The sequence below is a fragment of the Arthrobacter sp. K410C genome, from assembly GCF_059090105.1.
Window position 1 is genome coordinate 52,631 of the sequence record NZ_JBNHFJ010000015.1, and the last position, 12,646, is coordinate 65,276.

The 12,646-nt window shown below is 64.7% G+C and carries 14 protein-coding genes and 1 pseudogene; 8 read left to right on the forward strand and 7 right to left on the reverse strand.

What is annotated here, in order from left to right; all coding sequences use genetic code 11:
• Nucleotides 1–24: 24 nt before the first annotated feature.
• Nucleotides 25–363: a hypothetical protein gene (locus AC5RU7_RS17310; protein WP_494053264.1), complete on the reverse strand. Its 339-nt coding sequence runs from the start codon at nt 361–363 to the stop codon at nt 25–27.
• A gap of 150 nt (nt 364–513) precedes the next feature.
• Between AC5RU7_RS17310 and AC5RU7_RS17315 the strand changes: the two genes are divergently transcribed.
• Complete coding sequence (locus AC5RU7_RS17315; RefSeq protein WP_494053265.1) at nt 514–1,470, forward strand: YncE family protein; 957 nt, start codon at nt 514–516, stop codon at nt 1,468–1,470.
• 19 nt (nt 1,471–1,489) lie between these two features.
• Here the strand turns inward: AC5RU7_RS17315 and AC5RU7_RS17320 are convergent, their stop codons facing one another.
• Complete coding sequence (locus AC5RU7_RS17320; RefSeq protein ID WP_494053266.1) at nt 1,490–2,164, reverse strand: YitT family protein; 675 nt, start codon at nt 2,162–2,164, stop codon at nt 1,490–1,492.
• 11 nt (nt 2,165–2,175) lie between these two features.
• Complete coding sequence (locus AC5RU7_RS17325; RefSeq protein WP_494053267.1) at nt 2,176–3,270, reverse strand: histidinol-phosphate transaminase; 1,095 nt, start codon at nt 3,268–3,270, stop codon at nt 2,176–2,178.
• A 92-nt stretch (nt 3,271–3,362) separates the two neighbouring features.
• Here AC5RU7_RS17325 and AC5RU7_RS17330 point away from each other — a divergent pair, with 92 nt between their 5' ends.
• Nucleotides 3,363–3,857, forward strand: coding sequence for an Lrp/AsnC family transcriptional regulator (locus tag AC5RU7_RS17330; RefSeq protein WP_494053268.1), 495 nt, complete (start codon nt 3,363–3,365; stop codon nt 3,855–3,857).
• 216 nt (nt 3,858–4,073) lie between these two features.
• Nucleotides 4,074–6,071, forward strand: a complete 1,998-nt coding sequence (locus AC5RU7_RS17335; protein WP_494053269.1) for a rhamnogalacturonan lyase — start codon at nt 4,074–4,076, stop codon at nt 6,069–6,071.
• Between the two features lie 100 nt (nt 6,072–6,171).
• On the opposite strand, the gene AC5RU7_RS17340 is transcribed toward AC5RU7_RS17335, so the two are convergent.
• On the reverse strand, nt 6,172–7,110 hold the full coding sequence (locus tag AC5RU7_RS17340) for an SRPBCC family protein (RefSeq protein ID WP_494053270.1): 939 nt from the start codon (nt 7,108–7,110) through the stop codon (nt 6,172–6,174).
• A 191-nt stretch (nt 7,111–7,301) separates the two neighbouring features.
• On the reverse strand, nt 7,302–7,445 hold the full coding sequence (locus tag AC5RU7_RS17345) for a hypothetical protein (RefSeq protein WP_494053271.1): 144 nt from the start codon (nt 7,443–7,445) through the stop codon (nt 7,302–7,304).
• Nucleotides 7,446–7,714: 269 nt separating this feature from the next.
• On the opposite strand from AC5RU7_RS17345, the gene AC5RU7_RS17350 reads away from it, so the two are divergent.
• A complete protein-coding gene (locus AC5RU7_RS17350; RefSeq protein ID WP_494053272.1) occupies nt 7,715–8,326 on the forward strand; it encodes an NADPH-dependent FMN reductase in 612 nt (203 codons plus the stop codon).
• 75 nt (nt 8,327–8,401) lie between these two features.
• Here AC5RU7_RS17350 and AC5RU7_RS17355 read toward each other — a convergent pair whose 3' ends face one another.
• Nucleotides 8,402–8,878 (reverse strand): sensor histidine kinase, encoded by a 477-nt coding sequence (locus tag AC5RU7_RS17355; RefSeq protein ID WP_494053273.1) that lies wholly within the window; start codon nt 8,876–8,878, stop codon nt 8,402–8,404.
• A 105-nt stretch (nt 8,879–8,983) separates the two neighbouring features.
• Here AC5RU7_RS17355 and AC5RU7_RS17360 point away from each other — a divergent pair.
• The 4 genes and pseudogenes from AC5RU7_RS17360 to AC5RU7_RS17375 form a co-directional block, all read left to right on the forward strand.
• Nucleotides 8,984–9,193, forward strand: a pseudogene (locus AC5RU7_RS17360) (ZIP family zinc transporter); the annotation flags it as partial.
• A 70-nt stretch (nt 9,194–9,263) separates the two neighbouring features.
• On the forward strand, nt 9,264–9,728 hold the full coding sequence (locus AC5RU7_RS17365; RefSeq protein WP_494053274.1) for a pyridoxamine 5'-phosphate oxidase family protein: 465 nt from the start codon (nt 9,264–9,266) through the stop codon (nt 9,726–9,728).
• A 470-nt stretch (nt 9,729–10,198) separates the two neighbouring features.
• Nucleotides 10,199–11,248: a glycosyltransferase family 2 protein gene (locus AC5RU7_RS17370; RefSeq protein WP_494053275.1), complete on the forward strand. Its 1,050-nt coding sequence runs from the start codon at nt 10,199–10,201 to the stop codon at nt 11,246–11,248.
• Nucleotides 11,249–11,252: 4 nt separating this feature from the next.
• Entirely contained in the window at nt 11,253–11,417 is a 165-nt protein-coding gene (locus AC5RU7_RS17375) for a hypothetical protein (protein WP_494053276.1), read from the forward strand.
• A 106-nt stretch (nt 11,418–11,523) separates the two neighbouring features.
• Here the strand turns inward: AC5RU7_RS17375 and AC5RU7_RS17380 are convergent, their stop codons facing one another.
• On the reverse strand, nt 11,524–12,615 hold the full coding sequence (locus tag AC5RU7_RS17380; protein ID WP_494053277.1) for a glycoside hydrolase family 16 protein: 1,092 nt from the start codon (nt 12,613–12,615) through the stop codon (nt 11,524–11,526).
• Nucleotides 12,616–12,646: the final 31 nt, after the last annotated feature.

Consider the following 12,646-nt stretch of genomic DNA (forward strand, 5'->3'; position numbering starts at 1 on the left):
CCGGGCCCGGTTCGCGGAGGGTATTTAGCTGCAGAACTGGCTGTAGGTGCTGCCGGCTTCCTCGTAATCGGCCTGGAGCTCGGCGAGCTTGGCCTCGTCCGGCGTTTCCTTCGCCTGCTCGTCCGTGTACTCGATGATCGAGGCGAGGGCCGGCTTCAGGTCGTCGGAAGCGACGGCGTGGATGGGGCGGATCTGGTTTGCCAGCCGGTTCATGCCCGTCTTGCCGGCGCTGTTGGCGGGGTTCGACACAACGGACTGGATCCGCTCGCAGGTTTCCGCGGTGGACAGTTGGTGGGAGGCGGAGCAGGCTGTAGCCGAAGCAACCAGGCCGGCGGCGAACAGGACTGTGGCGAATTTCTTCATGGATCCCTCAGTAGTCAATAGAGGTTTCGATTGTAAGCAGAATGGGGGCTCCGATGCCTTGGCGGGCCCAACTGCCGTACTTAAACTGGCTACACCATCGTGTGGAGCTGCCGCAGAGGGCCCCGCGCAAAATCCAGATCAGGAATCATTATGCGCCGAACAGTACAACGCCGTGCAGTCATCGGGTTCATCGCTCTAATGGCCCTCGTCCTCCCCACCGCCGTTCCCGCCTCCGCCGGCGACTCCCCGGGAGACAATGTCATCGTGCTCGACGGCGCCACCTCCGCCGAGGGCATCGCAGCGGGACGGGGGACTACTTTCTATGCAGGGGAGCTGGAAACCGGGGACATCTTCAAGGGGGACATCCGGGAGCCTAAGGCCACACGATTCATCGATGCGCCAGCCGACCGGCAGGCGGTGGGTATGAAGTTCGATGTCCGCACCAAGCTGCTCTTCGTGGCGGGCGGCAGCACCGGCAAGGCCTTCGTGTACAACACGAAGACAAAGGAGGCTGTAGGGGAATTCGCTTTGGCGCCGGGCTTCATCAATGACGTCACCCTCACCAGGGACGGGGCCTGGTTCACCAACTCCGCACGTGGGGAGCTCTACCAGTTGCAGGTAAGCCGGGACGGGAAGTCCGGCACTGTCACCGCGCTGCCGCTGCTGGGCCCGGCCGCCGAGCTGCCGGGTGCGTTCAACCTGAACGGCATCACGTCCGTAAAGGGTGGGCGGGTGCTGATCGTGGCCCATTCCGCCAAGCAGGCCCTTTTCACGGTGGACCCCGACACCGGGCAGAGCGCGTTGATTGCCACCGAAAAGCTTCCTAATGCGGACGGCATCGTCGCCCGCGGCAAGACCGTGTGGGTGGTGCAGAATTTCCTCAACCAGGTCAGCCGGGTCAAGCTCAACCACGACCTGTCCTCGGGCGAGGTCAGGGACGTCATCACGAGCGACAGCTTCCAGATTCCCACAACGGCGGCACTGTTTGGGAACACGCTGGCGGCAGTCAACGCCAAGTTCGACGAGCCGGCAGCGGATCTACACGAAGTGGTCCTGGTCCCTGCACGGCAGCACGGCCAGGATGACCGGTACGAGTCAGGCCCCTAACCAGCAGCCCTCCCGGCGTCTACTTTCCGAGGTAGCGTCCGGGGCGGTGGTTCAGGGCGAGGATAAGGTTCAGCAGCGTGGCGCCGACGGCGGACAGCAGCACCATCAACGGTGGCACCAGTACCAGCGCTGCCAGCACGATGGCCACGTCCAGCACCATCTGCACATATCCGGCCCGCCACTTCAGCTTCTCCTGCAGCAGAAGCGCCAGGATGCTGAAGCCGCCCAGGCTGGACTTATGCCGGAACAGGATGAGCAGCCCGACGCCGGCCAGCAGGTTTCCGCCCAGCACCCCATAGACGGGGTCGATCGCCAGCGGCCCCACGGCCCAGGGGTGCAGGCTCGCCATGGCCGAGACCAGGGTGATTGCCGCGCCGGTGCGCAGCGCGAAGTTCCAGCCCTTCTTCCACACGGCCAGCCCAAAGAACGGCAGGTTCACCCCGAAAAAGATCACGCCGAACGGCAGCGGCAGGCTGTAGCTCAGCAGCAGGGCCAGGCCGGCCGTGCCGCCGGTGACGGCCTCGCTGGACTTGAGCAGGTACAGGCCAAGTGAAGCGGCGAAGGTTCCAGTGAGGAAGCCCAGGACATCCTCGAGCAGGGAATGGCGGACGGCCGACGGCGGCATGGCGGGTGCCGCCGTCGTGGTTCCTTCCGCTGTGGCCGGCTCGGCACCGCGAACCTCTGCGGGGGGCATGGTGGCGGTACTCACTGGGTGGCAAACCGTCCGCGGTCTGCCAGGACAGCGAGGACGCGGCTGTTGGTTTCTTTGTCCGCCAGGGTGACGCGGACGCCGTCGCCCGCGTAGCCGCGGGCGAGGATATCCGCGTCGGTAAAGGCAGCCAGCAGCTCTTCCCGGAGCTCGTCGGAGGCGCGGAGCCAGTAGAAGTTGGCCTCGCTGTCCGGGACGTCCCAGCCGAAGCTGCGAAGGGCGGCGATGACCCGGGTGCGTTCCTGTGCCACGGCGTCGGTTCGTGCACGAAGTTCATCGACTGCGGCCAGCGATGCGGCGGCCGCGGCCTGGGCCATCCGGTTGACGCCGAAGGGAATGGCGGTCCGGCGGAGTCCTTCAGCCACGGACGGGCGGGCGATGGCATAGCCGATCCGCAGTCCGGCGAGGCCGTAGGCCTTGGAAAAGGTGCGCAGGATGCACAGGTTGGGGTAGCGCCGGTAGAACTCCAGCGAGTCCAGGCCCGGCCCGCGCTGGTACTCGATGTAGGCCTCGTCCAGCACCACCAGGACCGTGGACGGCACGGACTTCAGGAAGTCCTGCAGTGCGCCGCCGTCAATGGAGACGCCCGTCGGGTTGTTGGGGGAGCAGAGGATCACCAGGCGGGTGCGGTCCGTGATGGCGGCGGCCATGGCCGCGAGATCGTGCTGTTCGTTGTCCAGCAGCGGGATTGGGACAGGTACGGCGCCGGCCACGGTGACAAGGATGGGGTACGCCTCGAAGGACCGCCACGCGAAGACTACTTCGTCCCCGGCATCGCAGACCGCGGTGATGATCTGCTGCAGGACGCCTGAGCTGCCGGGGCCGGCGGCGATTTCCTCCGGGGACACTCCGTGGTGCCGCGCAATGGCTTCCCGGGCGTCCACCGCGCCCATGTTGGGGTACCGGTTGATCCGGCCGGCTTCGGCAGTAACAACCTCGACGACGGACGGCAGCGGAGCAAAGTGGCTTTCGTTTGAAGCCAGGGCGGCAGTCAGTTCAGACTCTGCGCTTTTACCGGCAACGTACGCGGGGAGGTTTGCGACGGCGGCGCGCAGCCCGGGAGCGGCAGTGTCGGGAAGGGTGCTGGTCATGCAAAGCATCGTGGGGCAGTTGCGTGCGTATGCGCAACACAGCTGCTTACTGCAGGACAGATCCTGCCTTGCCAGCAGGATGGAGTGGCAAAATGCTCAGTATGCACCTTCTTGATACTCTTGACGCCGAGATCCTCCTCACACTCGACGACGACCCGCAGGCGACCGTCCTCTCGCTCTCCAGGACGCTGGGGGCTGCCCGCAACACGGTCCATGCGCGGCTGCGCCGCCTGGTGAATGACGGAAGCCTGGCGCCGTTCAGCCAGCGGGTCCGGACGGAGGCGCTGGGACTGCCGCTGATCGCCTTCATCTCCATCTCCATCAGCCAGTCCTCCAGCGACGAAGCCACGGCCGAGCTGCGGACCATTCCGGAAATTATCGAAATGCACGCCACCACGGGAGATGCCGACCTGCTGGCCAAAGTGGCGGCGAAGGACCCTGCCGACCTCCACCGGGTAACCAATGCGATGCTGGCGATTGCCGGCGTCGTCCGCACCAGCACGGCCATGTCTCTGGTGGAGGTCATGCCGACGAGGACCGTGCCATTGCTGCAGTCGGTGGCGGGCTACAAGGTCGGCGAAGACTAGAACGAGGGGATAAAAGAACAATTTCTCCCACAAAGTATCGGAATAGCTCTTGACCGACCTGTGAAGCCACTGATAAACCTGAAGGGCAGAAAGCGTTTTCCCCGACCTCAAACCCCTTCCATTGAATTTGGTGAAGAGGTAATTTTCGGGGCACATGAAACGTTCCAAACTGTCGTACGGCAGACTCAGCTGCCGCCGCATCAAAGGAGATGTTCTTTGGCTTTTCCCTCGAAGTGTTCCTATCCATCCCGCGCGGGCCGTGCCTGGAAGGCCGCCCCCGCAGCTGCACTGACAGCGGCGGCGCTGGCCTTTACCGGTGTACCGCTTGCCCAGGCGGAGCCCGGCCAGCCCACCCCCGGCCAGGCAAAGGCCGCATCAACGGAGCTCAAGCGCCAGGTGGAAAACCTGGACCGCGCACCCGTTGCGGTGCTGACGGGTCAGGGCGTCACGCTGGGCTGGCGCATGCTCGGCCTGGACAAAGACAGCATCGGGTTCCACGTGATCCGCGACGGCGTACAGATCACCCAAGAGCCCATCCGGGACACCACCACCTATGTCGACCCGGCCGGAACCGCAACCTCCAAGTACGTCATTAAGACCGTGGGTAACGGCAACGGCCAGGACAAGCTCAGTGCGGAATTCACCCCGCTCGAGCAGAACTACCTGTCCATCAAGCTGGACAAGCCGGCCGACAGCGTCAGCAAGGATGGAAAGCCCTACACCTACACCGCCAACGACGCCACCGTGGCGGACCTGGACGGCGACGGCAGCTACGAGATCATCCAGCTCTGGAACCCCTCCAATGCGCAGGACAACTCAAGATCCGGCTACACGGGCAATGTGTACGTGGATGCCTACAAGATGGACGGCACCAAGCTGTGGCGCATCGACCTCGGCCACAACATCCGCGCCGGCGCCCACTACACCCAACTGCTTGCATACGACTTTGACGGGGACGGCAAGGCCGAGGTTTCCTTCAAGACCGCTGACGGCACCAGGGACGCCGCAGGCACGGTCATCGGTGACCCTGCAGCCGACCACCGCAACAGCGGCGGTTACATCCTGTCCGGCCCGGAATTCCTCACTGTGTTCAACGGCGCCACCGGTACCATCATGGACACCGTCCCCTACGACCCGCCCCGCGGCAATGTCTCCGCGTGGGGCGACGGCTACGGCAACCGCGTGGACCGCTTCCTGGCCGGCGTAGCCTACCTTGACGGGGAGAAGCCGTCCCTGATGTTCAGCCGCGGTTACTACACCCGGACCGTCCTGGTCACCTATGACCTGGTGGACGGCAAGCTGGTGAAGAGATGGACATTTGATTCGGACACTGCGGGCGCGGAGTACAGGGGCCAGGGCAACCACAACCTCTCCGTTGCGGACGTGGACCAGGACGGCAAGGACGAGTTCGTCTTCGGCTCCATGACCATCGACGATGACGGCAAACCGCTGTACAACACCAAGCTGGGCCACGGCGACGCCATCCACACGGGCAACCTCGATCCGTCCCGTCCGGGCCTTGAGACCTTCGCCGTCCACGAGAGCATGAGCCAGAGCGGCAACCGCGGAGCCACTTTCCGTGACGCCGCCACCGGTGAAATCCTCTGGAGCATCCCCGCCACGCGGGATACCGGCCGCGGCGCGACCGGAGATATCGATCCCCGCTTCCCGGGCTCCGAGAGTTGGGCTGTAGGCGGCGACGGCGCCTGGAACTCGCCGGTTGGCCAGCTGCGCTCCGCCAAGGGCGAGCTGATCGCGAACAAGATCCCTGCCGCCAACTTTATGGCCTGGTGGGACGGCGACCTGCTTCGCGAGATCGTGGACCACGACTTCGACGCCGTTGCCGGCGTAGGCGTGCCCACCGTCTCCAAATGGAACTGGGAAACTGAGTCCAGCGACAGGCTGCTGACCGCCACCGGCGCCCGGACCAACAACCACACCAAGGGCAACCCGTCCCTCCAGGCGGATCTCCTGGGTGACTGGCGTGAGGAACTTGTGTTCCCGTCGTCGGACAGCACGGAACTGCGGATCTACACCAGCACCGCACCCACCGAGGTGCGGCTCCGCACCCTAATGCACGACCCCATGTACCGGACCGGCGTGGCTAACCAGAACGTGTCCTACAACCAGCCGCCGCACCCCAGCTTCTTCATCGGTGTAGGCATGGAGACCCCTGGAGTGCCGTCCGTCACCTACGCAGGCACTCAGAAGTAACCAGCGCAAGGCCGCACAAGAACGGCAAAGCGCCGCCCGCCTCGGGGAGAGGCGGGCGGCGCTTGGTTAGGAGATGTGCGACGGCGGGCCGTCCGCGCGGTCAGTGCTGGCCGAGGTTGCCGCCAATGGGCGGCAGGCCGCCGTCGGGACGCCGGTCGTCCTCGCGCCGCTCGCCGGCGCTCAGGTTCTCGCCCTCGATGGTCTCGTCGGATTCACCGGTGGTGTCCACCAGGCCGTTCGTTTGGTCGAAGGGGTGACCGATCCGGTCATCACCACCAAGGTCGGCGACTGAACCGGTGGAGCCGGCGGCCGCCGTCGTACCCGTTGTTGCCGTATCCGTGCCCGTAGTGGTGGTATCCGTCGTCAGGGGCGTGACGGTGGCCGGCTCCCCGGTAGTGGCTGGAGTTACCGTTTCGTCCGCAGCTGCAGTCTCGCCCTTGTTGCCCCCGGCAGCCATGGCGGCAGCGGCACCGGCTGCTGCCGCAACGCCCAGTCCGGCGGCCACCTTGCCCGAAACACCGGCCTTGCCGGAATCGCCGCGGGATGCTGCCGCGTCTTCCACTCCGGGCGTTCCTACCGTGGCGCCGGGGTTGACCGTGCCGCGCCAGGCGCCGCTCGCGTAGCCTTCGTCCTCGATGAATTCCTTGAACCGCTGCAGGTCTGCCTCGGCCTGCCGGTCAACGACGTTGAGCTTGTCGCCCACCTTCTCGATCAGTCCCTCGGGCTCGTAATCAATCGTCAGCCGTACGGACGTCTGCCCGCCGCCTACGTCCTCGAACTCCACCACGCCTGCGTTCGTGGCACCCTCGGTGGCAGCCCAGGCCACCTTGCGGTCCGGGACCTGCTCCAGGATCTTCGCTTCCCACTGCCGGCGGACGCCACCGATTTCGGCCACCCATTCCAGCCGGTCATCGGCCAGCTGCGTGACGCTCTTGACGCCGCCCATGAAGTGCGGGAACTCCTCGAACTGGGTCCACTGGTTGTAGGCCGTGCTCACCGGTACGTTCACCAGAATGCGTTTTTCCACCTTCGTGCTCATAACGTCTCCTTCGCTTTGTCACCGGAACTGATGACTCGGAAAAATCATCAGCATGCTTACCAACATACCTTTTGGGCTCGTCCATATCCAGAGCATGGAAATCGGAACGGACGACGGCGGCCCCTGGCCGGGTGCCGCCGGCGGGCATGCCAAAGCCCGGCCGCGGGAAGGCGGCCGGGAAGGACTGCCGCCTACTTGGACGCCGGCGGGGCGGGTTCGTCGGCCCCTTCTGCCGGATCCTGGGAATGTACGCGGATCTCCGTGACGTCCGCGTCCGGATCGCCCTCGGCGGGTGCTTCGGTGTGGACTCGCTCGTCCAGTGGATAGTCCGTCATGGCTGGTGTGCTCCTTGGAAGGCGAACGGGGAAGGCGGCGGGACGCCACGAAAACCGGGGTTGCGCTACAGATCATTCAGCGCTCCCGGCCGCGGCCTGTCAAGGACATCACCGGGTAAGCCAGGGGCTCTGGCCGGCACGGTCCATCTGTGCTGGACTGTTGGGTGCAGTGGCACCAACCAGCGCCGCCAGTTTCGCAGGAAGACGGACGGCACCTTTTCGAAAGAACATGGAAGGCCGGCGCCGCCCGGCCCTCGGAAGGAACACTCATGGCACCGTTCAAGATCGGATATTTCGTGGGAAGCCTGGCAACAGGCTCGATCAACCGGACCCTTTCCAAGGCGCTGATCAAGCTCGCGCCGGAGGACCTGGAGTTCACGGAGATCCCCATCGGGGACCTCCCGCTCTACAGCTACGACTACGACGCCGACTTCCCGCCCGCAGCCCGTGCCCTCAAGGAGGCCATCGAGGCGTCGGACGGCATCTTGTTCGTATCCCCTGAGTACAACCGGTCCATCCCCGGTGCACTCAAGAACGCCATCGACTGGGGCTCCCGGCCCTGGGGCAGCAACTCGTTTGCCCGCAAGCCCACCGGCATCATCGGCGCCTCCGTGGGCAGCATCGGTACTGCCGTCATGCAGTCCTCCTTTCGCAGCGTCCTCAGCTTCCTGGACGCGCCGCAGCTGAACGCACCCGAGGCCTACATCCATTACGACGCCGCTGTTTTCGGCGAGGACGGCGAGGTGAAGAAGGAGGATACCGCCAGGTTCCTGCGCCACTACATGGACGAGTACGCCGCGTTCGTTGCGCGCGTCCTGGCAGCCAACGCACCGGGCCACATCGGCGACCTGGAAACCGACGAGGCCAAGCTGACCCGCTAGAAGCAATATCGGAGCCGGGCATGCGGAGGCGCGCCGTCCCAGTATGGCGGCCTCCGAGTCCGTGTGCGCTGGGTGTCAGTCCAGCGGCAGGGTTACGGTCACTTTGGTGCCGTGACCCGGGCTGGAACTGATGTCCACGCAGCCACCGGCTTCCCGGACGGCCACCGACATAAGGCGCAGCCCATAGCCGTGGTGCCGCCCGCGCGTGGCGCGGCGACTGTCAAAACCCGTGCCGTCATCGGCCACTACCAGGCGGATGCCGTGGTCCACCGCGGCAAGCCGGACGGTGAGGTGGGACGCCCCGGAGTACTTGTATGCATTGCTGAGCGCCTCGCGGGCCGACTGGTAGAGGAGGGCGGCGCAGTCCGACGGGATCTCGATGCCCCAGTGCGGAGTATCCCAGCAGACGGCGGTCCCCCTCCGGCGGAGGGGCCCGGTCAGCCGGTCAATGCAGCCGGCCAGTCCCAAAGCGTGGAAATCGAGCGGATGCTGGTCCGTCAGCACGCCTCCCTCGGTGGTGACGTCGCCCTCAAAAGCTGTCTTGTTTCCCATGACTTCCTGCTCCCCACAAGCTGGTTTGGTCCGATGCCTCCAGCGTGGACCCGCAACTTCAGGGGTCCGCAAGGATTGGGTCAAGATCCCATCAATTCTGGGCGCGGCGTGGCCTCGCTGGTGGGCTGCGCAGCTCTGGAGAATGCGCCGGGCGGCGTGGTGGCCTTCATCACCGCCGCGGCTGCCGGCGGAATCCTGGCCATGCTGGCGGACACGATGATCCCGGAGGCGTTCGAGGAGCACCACAACCTGACCGGCCTGACGGCCTCCGTGGGCTTCCTGACCGCTTTCACGGTCCACCACATCGGCGGTTAGGCGCGGGGGGCGGGACCGGGGGACCCAAGGCCCTACCCCCTACTTGTGCCGGAGACCTAGAATCTCGCCCATGGGAACCCGTCAGCCGGAATCGGCAACAGAAGTCCTGACCGTCGAGGAATGCTGGATGCTCCTGGGCTCCTCCTACATCGGGAGGCTGGCAGTCATCAACGGGAGCACGCCGGAGATCTTCCCGGTGAACTTCGTTCCCGCGGAAAGGGCGCTGTATCTGCGGACCGCCCCCGGAACGAAACTTCGGTCGATGCTTACGGGGAATCCGGTGGCGCTGGAAACGGATGCGCTCAACGTCTACGGGACGGAGGTGTGGAGCGTCGTCGTCAAAGGCGTTCCCTCGCCCGTGGAAAACGGCTCCCTGCCCCTGGAACTGGCCGATCCGGACCGCGAACCCTGGGAGCCGAGCCTCAAGGACCACCTGATCCGCATCAATCCCACCGAGGTCACCGGGCGCCGGTTCGCCGTCCATTCGCGGACGCGCTGGTGGCCGCCCCTGGATTTCACTTCAGACTGGGAGTGACGGCGCCTGGGCCGGTACGACGGCGGGGCACGGGAATGTGCTGCTTCCCGCCGTCGCGATAGCTAGAGCAGGCCCTGCCGGGTGAGGTCCCCGGCGACCATGCGGGCGCTGGCCGTCATTGCGGAAGCCGCGGGCAGCCTGCCCGCCGCGCTGACTCCGGTGTAACCGCGCTCAACGGGACCGTTCCCGAAGTCGAAGCGGTAGCTGCTTGGTTCGGCGTTTGCTGTGGCCCCCGATTGGGCTAATTCTCCTACCTCAACGGCTCATTTTCCGCACCTCAAGATCGTGCGTTTTTCTTGACTGAAGCTTGCCCCTTAATTTCCGCTTTTATGCCGATCCTTTGCGGTCTCCTTGGAAGACTCGAGATCCATTGCAGAAGTGTCTCTTGGGGGGATTGTGAAGAAAATGTGGCGTCCATCGCAAATGCCGCTGGCGCACCGCTTAAGGTCTCGTGCGGGCGGTCCGGAATTGTGATTACTGTCATAATTCCTGCACATAATGAAGCTGCTGGAATTGCAGATACCCTGGCCTCCTTGCGGGACCAGACGCGCAGTCCGGACCGGGTCATTGTGGTGGCGGACAACTGCACGGACGGCACTGTGGAAATCGCTGCGGCTTCCGGTGGGGAGGTAGTCCGGACCGTGGGGAACGCGGATAAAAAAGCGGGTGCCCTGAACTTCGTTCTCGCAGGACTTCTGCCCCATGCGGCTCCCGAGGACCTGATATTGATCCAGGACGCCGATTCCCAGTTGTCCCGGGACTTCATTGAGCGCTCTGTGGCTCACCTGCAGGCTGATTCACGGCTTGGTGCTGTGGGCGGTGTTTTCACCGGAGCGGGAGGCGGCGGGTTTGTGGGGCATCTCCAGCGGAATGAATATGCACGCTATGCCAGGGACGTGCGGCGCCTCCACGGCAGATGCCTGGTGGTAACGGGAACTGCTGCGCTGTTCCGGGCCCGCACTCTCCGGGATGTGGTGGCGGCAAGGCTCGATGGCACCCTTCCGCCAGGGAATGGCCGCGGAGGCGTTTACGATACCTCGGTCCTCACAGAGGACAACGAGTTGTCCTTTGCCCTGTTGACCCTCAAGTACCGCATACGTTCGCCCGCTGACTGCACCCTGGTGACGGAGGTGATGCCCACCTGGCGTGAACTGTGGGCGCAGCGACTGCGCTGGAAGCGTGGGGCGGTGGAGAACTGCGTCCAATACGGCTGGACCAGGGTGACCCGGCCCTACTGGGGCAGGCAGTTCCTGTCGTTAGTGGGCGTGGCCGTAACCATCGCCTACGTCAGCACGGTGGCATTGGCACTGGCCACGGGGGAGGGGCTGCACATCCAGCCGTTCTGGCTCGCCGTGACCGGTGTCTTCGTGATCGAGCGGGTGGTGACAGTGCGGCTGCGGGGATGGAGATACATGCTCGCAGCAGCCACCATGTACGAACTTGTGATTGACCTGTTCCTGCAGGCAGTCCACGCGAAGGCATATGCAGATGCAGCCTTTAACAAAAAGAAAGCCTGGTAACTCCATGTACAACAACCCAGCAGTACCTGCCGCCGCGGGGGCCGGTTCCGGAACCCTCGCCATGACCGGGGCGGGTGACCTCTTCTGGCTTGCGCTCGCCGCATTTGCCCTTCTGGCCCTGGGGCTTGCCGTCAGGCGGATCGTCCCCGTGCGCGGAACCAAGTCCTAACAGGCGGCCGGATGGCTCCACCTGCGGCCAACCACGTTCCAACGAAGAATGCAGCGGTCAACGTGCACGCTGCATTCTTCATGGCCGGGCTCCGCCCTGGCAAGTGTCAGGTCACCACGTTGACCACATTCGAGCACCCGGCAGTGTCGCAAACCTTATAGGCGATGGTGCTCCCGCCCTTGATGGTGTTGACGACGCTTCCGGTGTTCGGGATGGTTTTCCGGGTGCCGTTGATCCACAGCGTCACACTGCTCCCCGTTGCTCCCGTCCACTTCAAGGTGGTGGAGCTGACCGACTTGGTCTTGGTGGTGGAGGCGCTCAGCGTGATTGCGGAAACCGGCTGGGCCGGCGCGGCGGCTGCGGCAGGCACAAAGGAAAAGTCGCGAATTACCACGCTCTCCGGCTTGACGTGGGCGGGATCGCCTCCGCCCCCGCCGGTCACCCAGAGGTTGAAGTGGATCTGTTCCTTAGCCGGAATTGGTACCGTTGGCCCTTCCAGGACTGTCCTCTTCAGCAGGGTTCCAGCGAAGCCTTCCCCCTGGAAGGTGTCGAACGTAAGCCGGCCGGGCTCCCACACCATTCGGTGGGTGTTGACGGGGCTGGATGTTACGCCAAAGACCGTGGTGTTGTTTCCTTCCCCTGGGGGTTTGCTGGCATCAAACCAGTACCCGTGGCCCTGGGTCACAGGCCAGGACTCCCCATAGGCGGCCCCGCCGCCCCACGCGGAGGCCTCGCACAGGTCGATCTCGTTGTATCCAGGCTCGGCCAGGGGATCGTAAGTGAAGAGGCATCCCCACACCACTTCCTTCTGAAGGGTTGTGAGGTCCTTTTCCACCACGGTGCTGTAGGTGCCATAGCCAAATCCTTGCCTGGTGGACTGGAACTCCGCGCCAACGGGGGCATCACCGCTCGGATTTGTGAGGCTGAGGGTAACGTGTCCGTTCGCATCCGGGTTGCTGACATTGGCGGCCGCAAACAGTTTGTTGTATTGCGGCGCCCCGCCCCAGAAGCGTTTTTCCCAGTTGAAGCCCTTCCAGGAGAAGTTGCCGGCCGGCCCGGGATTGGGATCGAGAGGAGTGGTATCCGCGGCCTGGGCCGGCGTGAAGCTGGCCATCATGGCCAGGACTCCGGCCGCGAGCATGGCCAGGGATTTGCCCCGGCTCGAGGGATGGTGGAGAGAAAAGCGAAAACAAGCCATGCAAACGCCCCTTATCAGTTGCTCCCAGCGA